The organism is Halomonas sp. DN3, from assembly GCF_024137905.1.
Lineage (GTDB): Bacteria > Pseudomonadota > Gammaproteobacteria > Pseudomonadales > Halomonadaceae > Halomonas > Halomonas litopenaei.
This window is the reverse complement of record NZ_CP099965.1, coordinates 2,750,258-2,768,760: the sequence shown is the minus strand read 5'-3', so window position 1 is coordinate 2,768,760 and position 18,503 is coordinate 2,750,258. Positions and strand designations below refer to the sequence as shown.

Here is an 18,503-nt window from a genome sequence, read left to right as displayed (position 1 = left end):
TCATGGCACTGGATCGAACAGCCGGTTTTGACATGCTCGTTCAGATTTCCGAGAACGAACTCAACAATCAACTTGCCACGGCCTTCCTCGCCGGAGGGATCTTTCCACCCAGTATCAGCGTGCCAGTCAATGCAGGCGGTGTCAGCGGGAGCGCCGATCTGAATTTCGATACCCCCGTCGCCGACCTGGACCGCCCTCGGCCGAGAATGGGGCTGACCGTTCCCTTTTCCAATTCTCAGCTCCAGATCACCGCGCCCCTGGCGTTGACGGTCGCCCCGATCGGTGGCGCCATCACGGTGGTGGGCAGAATCGCCATGGTGACCGAGGGCAGCAATCAGTTCGCCACCATGGACTTCAATGCCGGTGCGCCCACGGTCAATGTGGCGTTCGATCCTGCGTCGGTGTCACTGCTTGAGCCGCTTCTGGATGTTGCGGGGCTGAGCCTCACGCGGGCGCAGAACATGATGGCGGGAGTCGTGCTCGACCAGCTTCAGTCCAGCATCGGTCGAATCGATCTGACGCCAGCGATCCCGGTCGTCGACGATACGGATGCGACAACCGTCTTCGACATCGATGTCACCACCGTGAACGATACCACGGCACTGGATCGTGATTGCCTTGCGTTCGGTGTGCGCATGTCCAGCGACGGCGGGGGTAATATCAATAACGTCACCTCCAGCTTGATCCCTGCCGGGAGCCAGTCGCTGGTGACGATGAGCAACTTCTGGTTGCTGGCCAGGGTAATGCGCCCACGTATCGCAAGCTCCATGGGCAGACCTGTCACCGATTTCGACACCCCCTTGAGGCTAAACCGCAGTATCCCCGCACCGGGTGGTCAGGGGACGCTTCGAAGTCTTGAGGCTCGCGTTGTCGCCAATCGCATTTCCGTCACGGGACGTGCCACCGACTCGGGTAGTGGTTGGTCGGCGGAGTCGAATTTCTCGTTCTTCATCGATATCGGTCTGGATGCTGGGGCGATCACGGTGACTGCGACCACGCCGGTGGTGGATACCGATGTGGACCTGGCCTGGTGGGTGTGGCTTGCCTCACTCGGTCTGGGAGGTCTGTTCGGCGGTATCGTCGGAGTCATCATTGCCGCCGTGGTGCTGGCGATTGTCGAGGCGGTGGCAGAAGGCATCGCCGATGGTCTGATTTCGGATGGCATCAGCGGGGCCATTGGTGGCCTGCCGGCGATCCCGCTCGGGCCCATCGGTGGTGGTCTGACGCTGTCCAGTATCGTCCTCGATGATCTGGAATTGCGCTCGAGCATCGTGCGGTCGGTCTCGGTGCCGGTAAAACACCAGGGCGGAAACGTCGGTCTCGAAGGGTTCTCGGTGGATCTGGAGAGTGGCGCCCTCAGTGCGGGGGTGCTGCCCGGAACCGATCTCGCCTGGAATCCCGCAAGCGGCTTGAATGCCGTCGGTGGCAGTGGGCTGACGGTGACGGGGACCTCCTTCGGCGCGCTGACGCCGGTGCAGATATCGCGCCTGCCGCTGGCAACAAGCCAGATGTCTTTGGGCCTGATACCCCTCACTTGGCCGCGATGGTTCCTGTTCATGCCTCACCATGAGGTGGTCTTCGGGATGCGCACGTCCGAAGGGCGCCTGGCCAAGTTACGTGCCTGGCGCCAGATCGATCAGCAGGGTGCACTGCATCTGGACTGGATCACCTTCGACACCCCGACGCCATCGCTGGATATTGCGGCACGATGGAGCGTGACAGAGCGCGGAGAGGTGACTGACTACATTGCGAAGGACTGTTCTCGTTGTCGTTCCAGCCCGGTGCGATGGTGCGGCGTGTTTGAAGCCTGGCCCAGGCTCACCGCCTTCCCGGTGGACTACGAGTGGTGCCTGTGTGGGCAGACCCTGGAACAGGGCGATGGCAAGGTGAAGAGCGCGGCAGGCATCATTCCCTATCGACTGGAGGGACGACGCCTCAAGGTCGCGACCGAAATGGGCCAGTCGTTCAAGTGCGAGCTGTGTGTCAGCGCCATCGATGCACGTGGCCTGGAGCTGTACACCTGTATCCAGCTCAGTCAGCCCGGTATCGAGCGACGCTGCCGTTCGTGCAAACCGACTCGCAAGGATGTGTCGGTCAATCTGTTGCCGGTGGCCGCTGAGCTTGCCTACTGGCGACCCTTGCTGCCGCGGGAGCCGCTGGTCGAGGTAGATCCCATCGGCTAGGCTCGAGCCCACAAGAGACGCAAGAAAGTAGAAGGAAAATAGATGGCAGGAGGGGCCGGTACCCGAGCTGGGTTCCGGCCCTTTTTTTATGGATGCGGGTCAGCATGGCATCGGATGGGACCTTGTATCCTGAAATTTTGCCGACATGGGGTATGTCATGAGGTATGGCGTCTGTGGACTTTTCCTGATGCTGGCGCTGTTGCCGGGAGGCGCCGTGGCCCATGATGATCCCTGGACCAGGGACATCAACGAAGCGGCGGTGGGGACCGGTTTCGATGATCCTTTTTCGCAAGGCATCAACGAAGCGGCGGTAGGAACCGGTTTCGATGATGCGTTCACGGAAGACGTCAACGAAGGCGTGATCGGCGCGGGCATCGATGATCCGTTCACCGACGATATCAACGAAGGCGCAGTCGGATCAGGGCACGACGATCCTTTTACCCCGGGTATCAATGAAGGCGCGGTAGGCTCGGGGTTCGATGATCCGTTTACTGAACTTATCAATGAGGGGGCGATTGGCTCGGGTAGCGGTGGTTTCTGATCCGCTCTTGTCAGTGCGGGTCTCTGTCGCAGGTCTCTGGCGCAGGTCTCTGGCGTCAGCGCAGGTCTTTGGTGTCAGCCTGGCATATGCACCGGGAAGGCCGTTGACGTCGTCTCGTGCTACATTGCCAAGTTCGCCGTGGCGGATTGCGATTTCCGTGACGGCCTCGGAGTGTCTTGTCCATCCTCACTGAGGAAAACCGTTGAGCGCCATCGCCACCACACCGACACCGCCGTACTACGCGGTGATCTTCACATCCACGAGAACGCCGGGAGATGACGGCTACGGCGAGATGGCCGAGCGCATGGTCGAACTGGCGGCACAGCAGCCGGGGTTTCTGGGGGTAGAGTCGGCGCGCTCGCCGGGTGAATATGCCGCCGGCATCACGGTGTCCTACTGGTCTGATCTGGCATCCATTCGCGCCTGGAAGGCCAACCTGGATCATCGCGAGGCCCAGGCCAGGGGCCGCGAGCGCTGGTATGCAAGCTACCGCGTCAGGGTGGCACTGGTGGAGCGGGAGTATGGACTCGACGAGACAGCGGGGATGAGCTGAGCAGCGACGTCGCTGTCATGACGCACCGCTAATATGACATGGCCAATAACAAGGCCCCGCCGGGAAAGCTCCTTGATTGCAGCCCGGCGGGGCCTTGTCGTTCTTGCGTATTGCTCTCACGTGCCACGCCACTTTCACCCGACGGGGCTGGCGTTATCGCGTCGCCCTTGCTCAGTGGCGAGCGGTGAGTCTGACAGGGGAGTCGCCCTGGTCGAGGGTCGCGTCGCCGCAGGCGAGTGCGTCAACGACGGGAATGAGCTGTGTGATGACAGCTTCCACGCAATCGTCATCGTAGCGGCGGCCGCGTCGCTTCTTGAAGCCCTGCTCGTACAGTCGCATATGGTGGGTGGCGCTGACGCCGGCCTTGTCCAGGCAGTGGGCGGTGCAGTGCATCTGGCAGCCGTCGAGTGCCACGATCGGTCGCCCGGATTGTGCCTTGCGCACCAGCCCCGGTACGCCGCCACCAACGCCCGAGATGCAGGACATCTCGGCGATGCCGCGATGGTCGAGCGCAACAGCAACGCTGTTGGCGAGCTGGGCCACGTCTGAGCAGCCGGAGCAGGCGTAGACCAGGGGAAGGGGTGAGGGGGTGGCCATGGTGGGCTCTCCTTGTCGGAACATTTTTGGGTGTGTTGTCGGTGTTCAGGTCGTGGCGCTAGCGGGCGAATTGGCTTAGCGGCAGGTAGGGATAGCGCTGGCCGGGCACCACCTGCTGGCCAGGGGGCACCTGGAGATAGCCGTCGGCTTGCGCTGCACTCTTGAGCATATTGGAGCCCTGGTCGCCGGCGATCCTGGCCACCGGGGCGATGTCGCTGTGATCCAGGCGGACACGCAGCCACTGAGTGCGGGTGCGGTTGGCGCGGTAGGTGAAGCCGGCATGCACTGCAAAGCTCGCCAACGGTGCGACGGTTCGGCCCTGTCGACGATGCAGTACCGCCAGGCCCAGCAGGTGCCAGGCGACCAGGGCCGCGGTGGGGTTGCCGGGAAGCCCCAGCAGCGGGGTGCCGGTGGACGCGGACTTGCCGATATAGCCCAGGGTGAAGGGCTTGCCGGGTTTCATCGCCACGCCACTGAGGCTGATGCCGCCAAGGCGCTCGAGGCAGGGCCTGACGTGGTCTTCCTCACCCACCGAGACGCCGCCGGTACAGACGATCAGATCGGCCTGGCGGGCGGCGAAGGTCAGCGCTTCTTCCAGCGCCGTGGCGCTGTCGCTGATGTTGCCAAGGTCCACAAGCTCGGCGTTGTGATCCTGCAGCAGGGCGTGCAGCATGCCGGCATTCGAGTTGTAGATCTGGCCTGGGGCCAGCGGTTTGCCCGGCGTGACCAGCTCCGAGCCGGTACTGATGACGGCGACGCGCACCCGACGCCGGCAGGGCACCTCGGTGATGCCCTGGGCCGCCAGCAGCGCCAGGCGGATGGCATCGAGGGGCTCACCCGGCTCGAGCAGCGCCACTCCCTGGGTCAGCTCTTCGCCACGCCGCCGGATATGGTCTCCCAGGTGCACGTCAGCGGGAAAGTGGATCTGGCCGGCGTCATCGATCCGTACCCGTTCCTGGGGCACCACCACGTCGGCACCGCGGGGAATCGGTGCGCCGGTGAAGATGCGCGCACAGCCGTCGAAGGGCAGGGTGATCGGGGCGGCGCCGGCGGGCACCCGGGCCACCACCGGCAGGGCAAGCCGGTGCTTGAGGTCGGCCAGGCGCAGGGCATAGCCGTCCATGGCGCTGTTGTCGATGCCGGGGACGTCGTGCAGCGCCTTGAGCGGCGTGGCCAGGATGCGGCCACGGGCGTGGGTTGTTCTCAGCGTCTCGGTGTCTTCCAGCGGGCGGGTCAGGGCGATGACCTGCTCGCGGGCCTGCCAGGGATCGATCAGGGTGCGGTCCCTGGTCGGTGTATCACAACCGCAGGTCTCGCTCATGGGGTGACCTCCAGTGCATCGCGCTGGGCCTTCGAGTGGGGCTCGGAAGGCGCCTGGTGATCCACGCTGCGGCTGGTGCAGCGCTGGCTGTCGTTCACCACCATGGCGACGAAGTTGCAGGGCCGGGTGCGGGCATCGAGCTGGGCTGCAAGAATATCGTCCCAGGCCATGGCGCAGGCCTTGGGCGAGCCGGGCATGGAGAACACCAGGGTGCGATCGATCACCCCGGCCACGGCGCGAGACTGGATGGTGGAGGTGCCGATGGCCTCGAAGGAGCGCAGACGAAACAGCTCGCCGTAGCCTTCGACGACCTTGTCGAACAGTACCGTCAGTGCCTCCGGGGTATTGTCCCGTGCGGTAAAGCCGGTGCCACCATTGACCAGCACCACCTGGATGTCGGCACGAATCACCCAGGCGCTGACCTGGGCGCGAATGCGGTAGATGTCGTCGGGGACCAGGGCGCGCTCGGTCAGTCGATGTCCGGCGCCGGCCAGCCGATCCGCCAGCAGGTCGCCGCTGCCATCCTCGGCCATGCTACGGGTGTCGGACACGGTGAGAATGGCGATATCCAGCGGGGTGAACACAGCGCTCGTGGACGTATGAGACATGCAAGAACTCCGGCGGAGAAATCATGAAGGGAGCCCGCCGGACCCTGAGGTCTGGCGGGGGTGTCAGGTGGGAGGGAAGGGGGAGTCGGTACGCGCGGCGCCTGATCGGCGCTCTGTCTGTGCTCTTTCAACGCCCTTGGTGGCGACCTTTCAGCGCCCTCGTCAGCGCATCAAAGGACCGTCGACATCGTCGTCGGCCAGGGTGAAACCCTCGACGCCGATCTCGCTTTCCAGCGCCAGCAGGTAGTGGCGCAGGGCGACTCGTGTGGCCTGTTCGGTCAACTCATGGGCGACCCTGTCCTTGACCTCGGTGTAGGGCAGTGGCTGGCGCTCCAGACGCGCGTCGATCACCACTACGTGCCAGCCGTAGCGCGACGGCAGCGGACGCTCGTGCAGGCCTTCGGGCAGAGGTTCCAGAGCACGGTCGAGCTCGCTGACGGTCTGGCCGCGGGTGACCCAGCCAAGGCTTCCGCCTTCGTCCTTCGACGGGCACTGCGAAAACCGCTGCGCCATCTCGTCGAAGCGCTTGGGATGCTGCTTGAGGGTCTCGATCAGTTCTTCGGCCTTCTTGAACTGCTCGTCACGGGCGTCCAGGTCGTCGGGGGCCGCCGCCAGCAGGATATGCCGGACCTTGAGCCGAGTGGGCTCGCAGAAGCGTTCGGGGTGAGCCGCGTGAAAGCGCACGCAGGCCTCTTCATCGGGCGGGGGGACTTGCAGTTCCTGATCCAGCATCACGGCGATCGCACGCTCGTCGGGCTCGTGCAACGAGCCCGTCTCGATGCCCAGGATCTCGGCGCGCTGGCGCAATAGCTCCTGGATGACCAGGGCGCGGGCCGCCGCCTTGGCGGCGGCCTCGCGATCCGTTGACGGATGGAACTGCATCTCCCCGGCGATGGCGTCCTCGCCGATCACGCTGTCACCGACACGAATGCTGGGACTTGGCGCGTTCGGCAGGGTTTCCACGGGGATGGTTTGCATGACATGCCTCCTCAGGCACGGCGCCGGACGATCTGGTAGCGACGTCCCAGGTAACCCAGGGGAGCACTCCAGGCGTGAACCAGGCGAGTGAACGGGAACACCAGCACGATGGTCAGGCCGACCAGAATGTGCAGGTGGTAGATGAAGCCAATGCCTTCGAGGTGGGAGGCGGCGCCGCCCTGGAAGAAGACGATGGCCTGGGCCCATTCGGCGAGCTTGATCATCACGCCGCCGTCCAGGTGATGCAGGGCGGCGGGAATGGTCAGCAGGCCGAGGGTGACCTGAACCACCAGCAGCACGATGATCAGGTTGTCCATGAAGCTGGAGGACGCCTTGACCCGCGGGTCGGTGAAGCGGCGATGCAGCAGCATGGCGCCACCAATCAGACAGGCGATACCGGCAAGGCCGCCGACCAGGATGGCGAACACCTGCTTGGTGCCGGCGCTGATGAAGGGGGCGTAGACCCAATGCGGTGTCAGCAGGCCGACCAGATGCCCGAAGAAGATCACCAGGATGCCGACGTGAAACAGCGGACTGGCCAGGCGCATGCGCCTGGACGACAGCATCTGGCTCGAGCCGGTCTTCCAGGTGTACTGGCCATGGTCGAAGCGCAACAGGCTACCGATCAGGAAGACGCTGCCCGCCAGGTAGGGATAGAGGCCGAACAGCAGGGTGTGCAGGTAGTTCATGACAGACCTCCAGTGGGTCGAGAGGGCATGGCATCGGGGAGGCGAACGGTATCGGGCTGGATGCTGCCCCGACGTTCGGCGAGGCGCTTGCCCTCGGCGGAGGTCAGCGCACAGTCCTGGTCGGATTCGGCCGAGAAACGCACGGCCTCCTCCTCCCACACGGCGTCGAGGGCGGCGGGGGTGTTGTCCGCCGGCTCTTCCTTGACCGCCTCGCGGTGGAGGTCCACCTGACCCTCGGCGCCGATCAGCGACAGCAGGGTCAGGGTCACCAGCGCCTGATCGCACTGCTTGGCCTCGAGGCGAGCGGTGATGAGCGCCAGGATATGGCTGACGTCACCGATCCAGCGGGCCACCTCGTCACCCTCACGGGTGGAGAGGAACTCCAGCAGCAGCGGCAGGTGGTCGGGAAGCTCGCGGCTGTCCAGGGCAAAGCCGGCGTCCTCGTACTCGCCGAGCAGGTCGACCATGGCCTGGCCGCGGTCGCGGGATTCGCCATGGACATGCTCGAACAGCAGAAGCGAGGTGGCGCGGCCGCGATCGAACTGGGCGACGTAGGCCGCCTGGACGTCCAGCAGGCGGGCATCACCAAGGCGATCGCACCAGTCGAGCAGTGCCTGCCGGGGGGCTCCCCCCGGCAGTGGCATGGCGGCAATCGCCGCCTTGACCTCGGCAAGCCCCTCGATCAGTTCCCGGTCGGGATAGTCGAGCAGCCGGGCCAGGGCGCGCAGCCCCTGGGCGAGTGGATTAGTCATGCTCGACCTCCGGATGGCTGGGGTCGTACTGCTCGACGTTGACCAGGGTGGTGGTCTGCTTGCGTCCGCCAAACAGGCTGGTCTCGTCGCTGCCGCCCTGGCAGCCGTTGCCGAAGGTGAAGCCGCAGCCGCCACGCTCCGGGAAGGCCTCGCGGGCCTGCTCGCGGTGGCTGGTCGGGATGACGAAACGATCCTCGTAGTTGGCGATGGCCAGGTAGCGGTACATCTCCTCGACCTGAGCCTCGCTCAGCTCGACCTCGTCGAGCACGTCGTGGCGCAACTCACCGTCAACGTGCTTGCCGCGCATGTACTCACGCATGGCCATCATGCGCTTGAGTGCGCGAACCACCGGCGCCTCGTCACCGGCGGTGAGCATGTTGGCCAGGTACTTCACCGGGATACGCAGCGATTCGACCTTGGGCAGCACGCCGTCGGTTTCCACGTGGCCACCGTCCACCGCCGACTGGATCGGCGACAGCGGTGGCACGTACCAGACCATCGGCAGGGTGCGGTACTCCGGGTGCAGCGGCAGTGCCAGCTGCCAGTCCATGGCCATCTTGTAGACCGGGGACTCCTGGGCCGCCTTGATCACGTTGTCATCGATGCCGTCACGCTTGGCCTGGGCGATGACCTCGGGATCATTGGGGTCGAGGAAGATCTCGCACTGGCGCTTGTACAGGTCGCGCTCGTCCTGGGAGGCGGCGACCTCCTCGATACGATCGGCGTCGTAGAGCAGTACACCCAGGTAGCGAATACGACCGACGCAGGTCTCGGAGCACACCGTCGGCTGGCCAGACTCGATACGCGGGTAGCAGAAGATGCACTTCTCGGACTTGCCGGACTTCCAGTTGTAGTAGATCTTCTTGTACGGGCAGCCGGACACGCACATCCGCCAGCCGCGGCACTTGTCCTGGTCGATCAGGACGATGCCATCCTCTTCACGCTTGTAGATCGCACCACTCGGGCAACTGGCCACGCAGGCTGGGTTGAGGCAGTGCTCGCACAGGCGCGGCAGGTACATCATGAAGGTGTTTTCGAACTGGCCGTAGATATCCGCCTGGATCTTGTCGAAGTTGGCGTCCTTGCGGCGCTTGGCGAACTCGGTGCCGAGAATCTCTTCCCAGTTCGGGCCCCATTCGATCTTCTCCATGCGCTGACCGGAGATCAGCGAACGGGGGCGCGCCACCGGCTGGTGGCGGCCCTTCTTGGCCTGGTGCAGGTGCTGGTAGTCGAAGGTGAACGGCTCGTAGTAGTCGTCGATCTCCGGCAGGTCGGGGTTGGCGAAGATGTTCGCCAGCACCCGCCACTTGCCGCCGATGCGCGGCTCGATGGTGCCATCCTCGCGCCTCAGCCAGCCGCCTTTCCAGCGCGCCTGGTTCTCCCACTCCTTGGGATAGCCGATGCCCGGCTTGGTCTCGACGTTGTTGAACCAGGCGTACTCGACGCCTTCACGACTGGTCCAGACGTTCTTGCAGGTCACCGAACAGGTATGACAGCCGATGCACTTGTCGAGGTTGAGCACCATGCCCACTTGGGAACGGATCTTCATTTCACTGCCTCCTGGGCGCTGTCCTGTCCTTCGCCGTCCAACCAGTTGACGTGCTTCATCTTGCGCACCATGACGAACTCATCGCGGTTGGAGCCGACGGTGCCGTAGTAGTTGAAGCCGTAGGAGAGCTGTCCGTAGCCGCCGATCATGTGGGTCGGCTTGGGGCAGACGCGGGTGACAGAGTTGTGGATACCGCCGCGGGTACCAGTGACCTCGGAGCCGGGCACGTTCACGATGCGCTCCTGGGCGTGGTACATCATCGCCATGCCGGTCTTGACCCGCTGACTGACCACCGCGCGGGCGGCGATGGCGCCGTTGGCGTTGTACAGCTCGATCCAGTCGTTGTCCTCGACACCGATGGCGACCGCGTCCTCCTCGGACAGCCAGACTATGGGGCCGCCACGCGACAGGGTCAGCATCAACAGGTTGTCGGAGTAGGTGGAGTGGATGCCCCACTTCTGGTGCGGGGTGATCCAGTTCAGCGCGATCTCCGGGTTACCGTTGGGCCGCGGCATCGCCATGGCCTTGGTGGCCTTGGTGTCGATGGGCGGACGGTAGACCAGCAGGCTCTCGCCGAAGTCACGCATCCAGGCGTGATCCTGGTAGAACTGCTGGCGGCCGCTGACGGTACGCCAGGGAATCAGCTCGTGGACGTTGGTGTAGCCAGCGTTGTAGGACACGTGCTCGTCCTCCAGGCCAGACCATGTCGGGCTGGAGATGATCTTGCGCGGCTGAGCCACCACGTCGCGGAAGCGGATCTTCTCCTCTTCCTTGGGCACTGCCAGGTGGGTGTGATCGCGACCGGTGATCTTCGACAGCGCATCCCAGGCCTTCACCGCCACCTGACCGTTGGTCTCCGGGGCCAGTGCCAGGATCATCTCGGCGGCGTCGATGGCGCTTTCGAGTCTCGGCTGACCCTTGGCCGGACCCTCGAGCTTGACGTGGTTGAGACCACGCAACAGCTCGACTTCCTTCTCGGTGTTCCAGCCGATGCCCTTGCCACCGTTGCCGATGCTCTCGAGCAGCGGGCCCACCGAGGTGAAGCGCTCGTAGGTCTCGGGGTAGTTGCGCTTGACCTCGATCAGGCTCGGCATGGTCTTGCCGGGGATCGGCTCGCACTCGCCACGCTTCCAGTCGAGCACTTCGGGCTGGGCCAGCTCGCCGGGGCTGTCATGCTGCAGCGGCAGGGTGACCAGGTCGGTCTCCTCACCCAGGTGGCCGGGGCAGACCTGTGAGAACTTCCTGGCGATGCCCTTGTAGATGTCCCAGTCGCTGCGCGCTTCCCAGGCCGGATCGGTGGCGGCGGTCAGCGGGTGGATGAAGGGGTGCATGTCCGAGGTGTTGAGGTCGTCCTTCTCGTACCAGGTCGCGGTGGGCAGCACCACGTCGGAGTACAGGCAGGTGGTCGACATGCGGAAGTCCAGGGTGGTGAACAGATCCACCTTGCCCTCGGGGGCCTCGTCGTGCCAGGTGACTTCCCGGGGCATGGCGCCGCCGGATTCGCCCAGGTCCTTGCCCTGCAGCCCGTGGCGGGTGCCCAGCAGGTACTTGAGCATGTACTCGTGACCCTTGCCCGAGGAGCCCAGCAGGTTGGAGCGCCACACGAACATGTTGCGCGGGAAGTTCTGGGGGTTGTCCGGGTCCTCGGCGGCGAAGCCAAGACGGCCCTGCTTGAGCTGGCTGACCACGTAGTCGGCGGTGGACATGCCCGCTTCACTGGCGGGGCCTGCCAGGCGCAGCGGGTTGACCCCGAGCTGCGGCGCCGACGGCAGCCAGCCCATGCGTTCTGCACGCACGTTGAAGTCGATCAGGCTGCCGTCGTACTTGTCGGCCTTGGCCAGCGGCGACAGCAGTTCCTTGACCTCGAGCTTCTCGTAGCGCCACTGGCTCGAGTGGTTGTAGAAGAACGAGGTGCCGTTCATATGGCGCGGCGGACGCTGCCAGTCCAGGCCGAAGGCCAGCGGGGTCCAGCCGGTCTGGGGGCGCAGCTTTTCCTGGCCCACATAGTGGGACCAGCCGCCGCCGGTCTGACCGATGCAGCCGCACAGCACCAGCATGTTGATCAGGCCACGGTAGTTCATGTCCATGTGGTACCAGTGGTTCATCCCGGCACCGACGATGATCATGGACCGACCCTGGGTCTTGTCGGCGTTGTGGGCGAACTCGCGGGCGATGCGAATACACTGGTTGGCGGGCACGCCGGTGATCTTTTCCTGCCACGCCGGGGTGTAGGGGCGCAGCTGGTCCAGTGCGGTGGCACCGTCGTCCTCGCCTTCGCCGCCGAGGCCACGGTCGATGCCATAGTTGGCGCACATCAGGTCGAACACGGTGACCGCCAGCACTTCCTTGCCGTCGGCCAGGGTCAGCTTCTTGGCCGGCAGGCAGTGGTGCAGCACCTCGTTGCCTTCGACGTGGTCGAAGTGCTCGTGGGCGATGCCACCGAAGTAGGGGAAGGCCACCTTGGCGACGCTGTCGTGGGCGTCGGCCAGCGACAGGCGCAGGTCGATCTCCTGGCCGTCGGCGTCCAGTGACTCAAGGCTCCACTTGCCCTTTTCGTCAGCGCCGTTCTCGCCCCAGCGGAAGCCGATGGAACCGCGCGGCACCACCAGCTGGTCACGGGTCTCGTCCCAGGCGACGGTCTTCCACTCGGGGTTGTTGTCCTGGCCGAGCGAGGCGTCGAAGTCGGCCGCGCGCAGCTGCTTGCCCGGGGCGTAGGTGCCGTCCTCGCGGGGCTCCAGCGCCACCAGGAAGGGCATGTCGGTGTAGCGCTTGACGTAGTCGGTGAAGTAGGCGCTGGGCGAGGCGAGGTGGAACTCCTTGAGGATGACGTGGCCCATGGCCATGGCCAGGGCGGCGTCGGTGCCCTGCTTGGCGGAGAGCCACTCGTCGGTGAGCTTGGAGACCTCGGCGTAGTCCGGGGTGATCGACACCGTCTTGGTGCCCTTGTAGCGCACCTCGGTGAAGAAGTGGGCGTCCGGGGTACGCGTCTGCGGCACGTTGGAGCCCCAGGCGATGATGTAGCCGGAGTTGTACCAGTCGGCGGATTCCGGCACGTCGGTCTGCTCTCCCCAGGTCTGGGGGGAGGCCGGCGGCAGGTCGCAGTACCAGTCATAGAACGACAGGCAGACCCCGCCGATCAGCGACAGGTAACGGGCGCCGGCGGCGTAGGAGACCATCGACATGGCGGGAATCGGCGAGAAGCCGATGATGCGGTCGGGTCCGTAAGTCTTGGCGGTGTAGACGTTGGCCGCCGCGATCAGGGTCTGCGCCTCGTCCCAGTCGGCGCGGACGAAACCGCCCATGCCGCGGGCACGCTTGTACTGATTGGCCAGGACCGGGTCCTCGACGATGGAGGCCCAGGCGTCCACCGGGTCGGCGTGCTTGTCCAGCGCGCGTCGCCACAGGCTGACCAGCTCCTGGCGAATCAGCGGGTACTTGAGGCGGTTGGCACTGTACAGGTACCAGGAGTAGCTGGCGCCACGCGGGCAACCGCGGGGCTCGTGGTTGGGCAGGTCGGCGCGGGTACGCGGATAGTCGGTCTGCTGGGTTTCCCAGGTGACCAGGCCATTCTTGACGTAGATCTTCCAGCTACACGAGCCGGTGCAGTTCACCCCGTGGGTGGAGCGCACGATCTTGTCGTGCTGCCAGCGGGCGCGATAGCCGTCTTCCCAGTCACGTGTCTCTTCGCGGGTTTCGCCGTGTCCGTTGGCGAATTCCGGAGGACGTTTGGTCAGGTATCTCAGGCGATCGAGAAAATGACTCATGGAGGTCTCCTCAAAGGCCCCCCGAAGGGGGCCTGGCTAGGCGGTCCTTGCGGACTTAAATGTCACGGTCTTGATGGGAACGTCAGTGCTGGGTCTGGGCCGCACCGGCGCTTGGCTTGCGGGTTGGACCCGCATCCAGGTTGAGTTCGATCTCCGCGCCCTTGCGGCTGTAGTAGAACCAGGTCAGGGCGGTGCAGAACACGTAGAACACGATGAAGCCGATCAGCGCCGCTTCGGCGCCACCGGTCAGCGAGATCGAGGTACCGAAGGACTTCGGAATCAGGAAGGCGCCATAGGCGGCGATGGCCGAGGTGAAGCCGATGGTGGCAGCGGATTCGCGCTCGGCGTGGACCAGCTGTTCGGCGGCGGTCAGGTTGGGCATCAGTCGCGGCACTTCCTTGCGGAAGATCGACGGAATCATCTGGAAGGTGCTGGCATTGCCGACACCGGTGGCGAAGAACAGCAGCATGAAGGAGGCGAAGAAGCCGTAGAAGGCGATCGACATGTCCTTGTTCATCAGGAAGAACAGCACGCCGACCACGCCAACAATCATGGTCAGGAAGGTCCAGAAGGTGACCCGGGCACCACCGAAGCGGTCGGCCAGTCCACCGGTCCAGGCACGGCTCAGGGCGCCGACAAACGGGCCAAGGAAGGCGTACTGGAGGGCATCGATGGCCGGGAACTGGGTCTTGGTCAACAGCGGGAAGCCCGCGGAGAAGCCGATGAAGCTGCCGAAGGTGCCGGTGTAGAGGATGCACATCAGCCAGTTGTGCTTGCGCTTGAAGATGACCGACTGTTCCTTGAAGGAAGACTTGGCGCTGGCGATATCGTTCATGCCGAACCAGGCGGCGACGGTGGCGATGGCGATGAACGGCACCCACACGAAGCCGGCATTCTGCAGCCACAGAAGGTCGGTGTCGGACATCGGCTGGCCGCTGCCGGTGAACATCACGAAGCTTCCGGTGGAGATCACCACAGGTACCAGGAACTGCATCACCGACACGCCGAGGTTACCGAGGCCGGCGTTCATGGCCAGGGCCTTGCCCTTCTCACGCTTGGGATAGAAGAAGGCGATGTTGGCCATGGAAGACGCAAAGTTGCCGCCACCGAAGCCACACAGCAGGGCGATGATCGCCATCACCAGGTAAGGCGTTTCGGGGTTCTGGACCGCGAAGCCGATCCATAGCGCTGGCAGCAGCAGCGAGGCGGTGGAAATCGCGGTGAAGCGGCGGCCGCCAAAGATCGGCACGGTAAAGCTGTAGAAGATGCGCAGGGTGGCACCGGAAAGACCCGGCAGGGCGGCCAGCCAGAACAGCTGGTTCGGGCTGTACTCGAAGCCTACCTGGGGCAGCTTGGCCACGACCATCGACCACACCATCCAGATACAGAAGGCCAGCAGCAGGCAGGGGATGGAGATCCACAGGTTACGTGCGGCGATCTTGCGACCGGTGGACTGCCAGAAGGACTCGTCCTCGGGGCGCCAGTCCTCGAGCACGAAACGGCTCGGGGTGGACAGCTCGGGCAGGTCGGTGGACTCGCAGCGATCGCGGGCCTCGATACGCTCGGCCTTGCGGATGGCGTAGTGCATCCACAGGAACGCGGAGGCGACCACGACGAACATCAGCATGAAGCAGCTCTGCCAGATACCGATGACGTCGTTGAGCATGCCAAAGGTCAGCGGCAGGAAGAAGCCGCCGAGGCCACCGACCATGCCGACGGCGCCGCCGACCAGGCCGACGCTCTTGGGATAGTAGACCGGGATGTGCTTGTACACGGCGGCCTTGCCCAGCGACATGAAGAAGCCCAGCACCATGGTCAGCAGGATGAAGCCGACCAGCGGCATGGCGAAGGTGAACTCGACCGGACCACGGACGCCGTCGACGACGTACTGGGTAGGCGGATAGCTCAGCAGGAAGGTACAGATGACCGAGGCCAGGAAGGTCCAGTACATCACACGACGGGCGCCGTAGCGGTCGGACATCCAGCCGCCGAGGATACGGAACAGTGAGGCCGGGATGGTGTACAGCGCCGCCACGATACCCGCCGCGGACAGGCTCAGGCCGTAGACCTCGATCAGGTAGTGGGGCAGCCACAGGGCGAGGGCGACGAAGCCGCCGAAGACGAAGAAGTAGTACAGCGAGAAGCGCCATACGCGCAGGTCGGCCAGGGGCGCGAACTGCTCGGACAACGGCAGACGCACGGCATTGCGCGACTGGTTCTGGGGGTCTTCCTTGGCCAGCAGGATAAAGGCCACGCCCATGATCGCCATGATGGTGGCGTAGACCAGCGCTGTGCTCTTCCAGCCCATTGCCATCAGCAGGAAGGGCGCGCCGAAGTTGGTGACGGCGGCACCGACGTTACCGGCCCCGAAGATGCCCAACGCCGTACCCTGGCGTTCATTCTCGAACCAGGCAGAGGTGTAGGCGACACCGACGATGAAGGAGCCGCCGGCAAGGCCAATACCCAGCGCGCCGACCAGCAGCATGACGTAGCTGTTGGCGAAGGTCAGCAGGTAGACACAGGTGGCGGTGACCAGCATGAGCAGACCGAAGACCCAGCGGCCCCCGAAGCGGTCGGTCAGTACACCGAGAAAGAGTCGGCTGATCGAACCCGTCAGCACGGGGGTGGCCATCAGCAGGCCAAGTTGGGTGTCGGAGAGCGCGAAGTCCTCCTTGATCTGGATGCCGAGAATCGAGAACAGGGTCCAGACGGCGAAGCAGAGAGTGAAGGCGAGTGTGGATAGGCCTAGCGCTCTGTTCTGCTGACGCCGGGGTACGGTGTCATGTTGGAGCATGTGCTTTCCTCTTTAGGGGTGCCGGTTCGGCCCCTAAACCTTGCTACAATGTATCTGTATGGCACTTGATTGTGATCAAGAGAATCGCGTGCTATATCCAGAGCTTTTGCTGAATTACCTCCATGGAGGTATCCGGGTGTTTTTGAGGTGGTCGTCACGTATTATCTGCCCTCTCAGATGGATACGACATTCCGGAATTTTCTAGATGACAAAACCCTTGATCTGGGTCAAAAAGGGACGGTGTGGTAGATGAACGGCGCCTTTTACCTGCGCCGATCACTGATGCTGCGCATGCTGGTCGCCATGGCGGCGATTTCCTGTCTGGCTCTGGTCAGCCTGCTGGGCTCCATCGTCATTGCCAAGAGCGCGGGAGGTTACGCCGACGCCATCAATCAGGCAGGTTCGCTGCGAATGCAGGCCTACCGTCTGCTGGCAACGTCGGAGTTGCTGCCGGCGGATCACCCCAGGCGACGCTGGCAGCACGAACAGATGGAGGCCACGTTGGCTGCCGGGGCGATTCTCGCGCTGATTCCGGTGGACGCCGATGACCCGCTGAGAGAGGCCTACGACAGGGTGGTCGAGTGCTGGCACGAGACCCTGCGCCCCAACAGGGTGGACTTCGAAGGTGGTGACGTCTTTCGACTGGATGATCGGGTCGCCGAGTTCGTCGACAAGGTCGATATCCTGGTGGGAAGGCTGCAAGAATACGCCGAGTCAAAGGTCGTCTTTCTTGAGGTATTTCAGGGGGCGTCGCTCGCCATTCTCGTGGTTTTTATGGTGATGGTTGTCTATCGAATAGTTTGCGGTGTCATGCCACCATTTCGTGACCTTATTCGCGTCGTTAATGGTGTAATGGTCGGCGATTTTTCAGGAAGAACTATCTATCGGGGTAACGACGAGTTGGGCTTGTTATCCCGAACAATCAACAAGATGAATGCCAGCCTGTCGGAAATGTACGGCCAGCTGGAAAAGCGTGTCGCGGCGAAGACCCATGAACTGAAACGCAGCAATGATGCGTTGCGTATGCTTTATTTGACCGCGCGGCGTCTCAATGGGGTGACACCGCTGACCCGGGAAGAGCTCGAGGAAGTGCTGCGCCAACTCGAGGCGGTGACCGACGAAGGCCCCTTCGAGTTGCGCCTGTCCATGGGTGGCAACGGCAAGGATATTGTCAGACTCAGCTCTCGCCCCGGTGCGGAAAGCGCTTTCGTTCAGGCACCAACCCGAGGGCGTGATATATCAGACAAGGCGACTTCCGGACCCTATGCCAACGGCAACGAATACGCGGTCAGGGTGCGCGAAGCCGGTCGGGATTTTGGCGAGTTGCGTGTCCATCAGCCGCCCGGCCATATGCTTGCCCAGTGGAAGATCGAGCTGGTGGAGACGGTGGCCAGGCTGATAGCGGCGGCCTTGTCGCTGTCCGAGAAGGGCGACGAACAGCGTCGCCTGGCGCTGATGGATGAGCGCGCGGTGATTGCCCGAGAGCTTCATGACTCGCTGGCGCAGTCGCTGTCCTACCTGAAGATCCAGGTCACCCGTCTGCAGATGCAGCTCGATCAGCAACGCCACGAACAGGTGGCGCAGGTGGTCGCGGAACTCCGGCACGGTCTCAATTCGTCCTACCGCCAGCTCAGGGAGCTGCTCAACACCTTTCGCCTTCGCATCCACGAGTCGGGGCTGGAAGCCGCGTTGGAGGAAACGGTGCAGGAGTACTCCAAGCGCGGTGACTTCGAGCTGACTCTGAAGGGTCAATGGAGCGGGCTGTCGCTGACCCCCAACGAGGAAATTCATGTGCTGCAGATCGTGCGCGAGTCGCTGTCCAACGTGGCCCGCCATGCACGAGCTCGGCACTGCACCATCAGCCTCGCCGTCGACGACACGGGGCACTATCAACTTTCGGTCACGGATGACGGTGTAGGCATCGGGCCGCAATCGGATCCTTCCATGTCCCACGGGATGGCGATCATGGAGGAGCGGGCACGAAGCCTGAGTGGAAAGCTCACGGTCAGAGGCATCAAGCCCTGCGGCACCGTGGTGACCGTCCGCTTTCTGCCACGTCTGTTGGCGCAGCTACCTGTGGCGTCCGAGTGATGGACTTTCACGGGCGCAAGGTCGCGACGACGTGGCCTGCTGAACGTGTTACCCGGCAGCGGGTCGGGTGAAACCACTCTGGA

Annotated in this window: 13 protein-coding genes; 4 read left to right on the top strand and 9 right to left on the bottom strand. The window is 63.9% G+C overall.

Translation table 11 applies throughout. From position 1 onward, the window contains the following. Nucleotides 1-2: 2 nt before the first annotated feature. The 3 genes from NKF27_RS12020 to NKF27_RS12010 all read left to right on the top strand — a co-directional run bounded on the left by NKF27_RS12020 (nucleotide 3) and on the right by NKF27_RS12010 (nucleotide 3,277). The gene (locus NKF27_RS12020; protein ID WP_253551856.1) at nucleotides 3-2,183 is read left to right on the top strand and encodes a hypothetical protein; all 2,181 of its coding nucleotides are present in this window, start codon (nucleotides 3-5) and stop codon (nucleotides 2,181-2,183) included. A 187-nt stretch (nucleotides 2,184-2,370) separates the two neighbouring features. Then, complete coding sequence (locus NKF27_RS12015; protein ID WP_253551854.1) at nucleotides 2,371-2,724, top strand: hypothetical protein; 354 nt, start codon at nucleotides 2,371-2,373, stop codon at nucleotides 2,722-2,724. A gap of 202 nt (nucleotides 2,725-2,926) precedes the next feature. After that, entirely contained in the window at nucleotides 2,927-3,277 is a 351-nt protein-coding gene (locus NKF27_RS12010; RefSeq protein ID WP_045994429.1) for an antibiotic biosynthesis monooxygenase, read from the top strand. 171 nt (nucleotides 3,278-3,448) lie between these two features. On the opposite strand, the gene NKF27_RS12005 is transcribed toward NKF27_RS12010, so the two are convergent. The 9 genes from NKF27_RS12005 to NKF27_RS11965 form a co-directional block, all read right to left on the bottom strand. Further along, a complete protein-coding gene (locus tag NKF27_RS12005) occupies nucleotides 3,449-3,874 on the bottom strand; it encodes a putative zinc-binding protein (protein ID WP_253551852.1) in 426 nt (141 codons plus the stop codon). Between the two features lie 58 nt (nucleotides 3,875-3,932). Next, nucleotides 3,933-5,195, bottom strand: a complete 1,263-nt coding sequence (glp, locus tag NKF27_RS12000) for a gephyrin-like molybdotransferase Glp (RefSeq protein WP_253551850.1) — start codon at nucleotides 5,193-5,195, stop codon at nucleotides 3,933-3,935. Further along, entirely contained in the window at nucleotides 5,192-5,803 is a 612-nt protein-coding gene (gene moaB, locus NKF27_RS11995) for a molybdenum cofactor biosynthesis protein B (protein WP_253551848.1), read from the bottom strand. The genes glp and moaB overlap by 4 nt, the downstream gene beginning before the upstream one ends. A 162-nt stretch (nucleotides 5,804-5,965) precedes the next feature. Then, nucleotides 5,966-6,781 carry a peptidylprolyl isomerase gene (locus NKF27_RS11990; protein ID WP_253551846.1) on the bottom strand — a complete coding sequence of 272 codons (816 nt, stop codon included), beginning with the start codon at nucleotides 6,779-6,781 and terminating at the stop codon, nucleotides 5,966-5,968. Nucleotides 6,782-6,792: 11 nt separating this feature from the next. Beyond that, nucleotides 6,793-7,470 (bottom strand): respiratory nitrate reductase subunit gamma, encoded by a 678-nt coding sequence (gene narI / locus NKF27_RS11985; protein ID WP_253551845.1) that lies wholly within the window; start codon nucleotides 7,468-7,470, stop codon nucleotides 6,793-6,795. Then, nucleotides 7,467-8,222 (bottom strand): nitrate reductase molybdenum cofactor assembly chaperone, encoded by a 756-nt coding sequence (gene narJ, locus NKF27_RS11980; protein WP_253551843.1) that lies wholly within the window; start codon nucleotides 8,220-8,222, stop codon nucleotides 7,467-7,469. Before narJ ends, narI begins: the two co-directional genes overlap by 4 nt. Next, on the bottom strand, nucleotides 8,215-9,771 hold the full coding sequence (gene narH / locus NKF27_RS11975; protein ID WP_253551841.1) for a nitrate reductase subunit beta: 1,557 nt from the start codon (nucleotides 9,769-9,771) through the stop codon (nucleotides 8,215-8,217). The genes narJ and narH overlap by 8 nt, the downstream gene beginning before the upstream one ends. Then, nucleotides 9,768-13,535 carry a nitrate reductase subunit alpha gene (locus tag NKF27_RS11970; protein WP_253551839.1) on the bottom strand — a complete coding sequence of 1,256 codons (3,768 nt, stop codon included), beginning with the start codon at nucleotides 13,533-13,535 and terminating at the stop codon, nucleotides 9,768-9,770. Before NKF27_RS11970 ends, narH begins: the two co-directional genes overlap by 4 nt. Before the next feature lie 82 nt (nucleotides 13,536-13,617). Continuing rightward, nucleotides 13,618-16,329 (bottom strand): MFS transporter, encoded by a 2,712-nt coding sequence (locus tag NKF27_RS11965; protein ID WP_301271157.1) that lies wholly within the window; start codon nucleotides 16,327-16,329, stop codon nucleotides 13,618-13,620. Nucleotides 16,330-16,578: 249 nt separating this feature from the next. On the opposite strand from NKF27_RS11965, the gene NKF27_RS11960 reads away from it, so the two are divergent. Beyond that, on the top strand, nucleotides 16,579-18,420 hold the full coding sequence (locus NKF27_RS11960) for a histidine kinase (RefSeq protein ID WP_253551837.1): 1,842 nt from the start codon (nucleotides 16,579-16,581) through the stop codon (nucleotides 18,418-18,420). Nucleotides 18,421-18,503 lie beyond the last annotated feature (83 nt).

Excerpts from the sequence above, each read along its gene's own strand:
- NKF27_RS12020 (WP_253551856.1), top strand. The coding sequence starts at position 3 with ATGGCACTGGATCGAACAGCCGGTTTTGACATGCTCGTTCAGATTTCC.
- NKF27_RS12015 (WP_253551854.1), top strand. The coding sequence starts at position 2,371 with ATGCTGGCGCTGTTGCCGGGAGGCGCCGTGGCCCATGATGATCCCTGG.
- NKF27_RS12005 (WP_253551852.1), bottom strand. The coding sequence starts at position 3,874 with ATGGCCACCCCCTCACCCCTTCCCCTGGTCTACGCCTGCTCCGGCTGC.
- glp (WP_253551850.1), bottom strand. The coding sequence starts at position 5,195 with ATGAGCGAGACCTGCGGTTGTGATACACCGACCAGGGACCGCACCCTG.
- moaB (WP_253551848.1), bottom strand. The coding sequence starts at position 5,803 with ATGTCTCATACGTCCACGAGCGCTGTGTTCACCCCGCTGGATATCGCC.
- NKF27_RS11990 (WP_253551846.1), bottom strand. The coding sequence starts at position 6,781 with ATGCAAACCATCCCCGTGGAAACCCTGCCGAACGCGCCAAGTCCCAGC.
- narI (WP_253551845.1), bottom strand. The coding sequence starts at position 7,470 with ATGAACTACCTGCACACCCTGCTGTTCGGCCTCTATCCCTACCTGGCG.
- narJ (WP_253551843.1), bottom strand. The coding sequence starts at position 8,222 with ATGACTAATCCACTCGCCCAGGGGCTGCGCGCCCTGGCCCGGCTGCTC.
- narH (WP_253551841.1), bottom strand. The coding sequence starts at position 9,771 with ATGAAGATCCGTTCCCAAGTGGGCATGGTGCTCAACCTCGACAAGTGC.
- NKF27_RS11970 (WP_253551839.1), bottom strand. The coding sequence starts at position 13,535 with ATGAGTCATTTTCTCGATCGCCTGAGATACCTGACCAAACGTCCTCCG.
- NKF27_RS11965 (WP_301271157.1), bottom strand. The coding sequence starts at position 16,329 with ATGCTCCAACATGACACCGTACCCCGGCGTCAGCAGAACAGAGCGCTA.
- NKF27_RS11960 (WP_253551837.1), top strand. The coding sequence starts at position 16,579 with ATGAACGGCGCCTTTTACCTGCGCCGATCACTGATGCTGCGCATGCTG.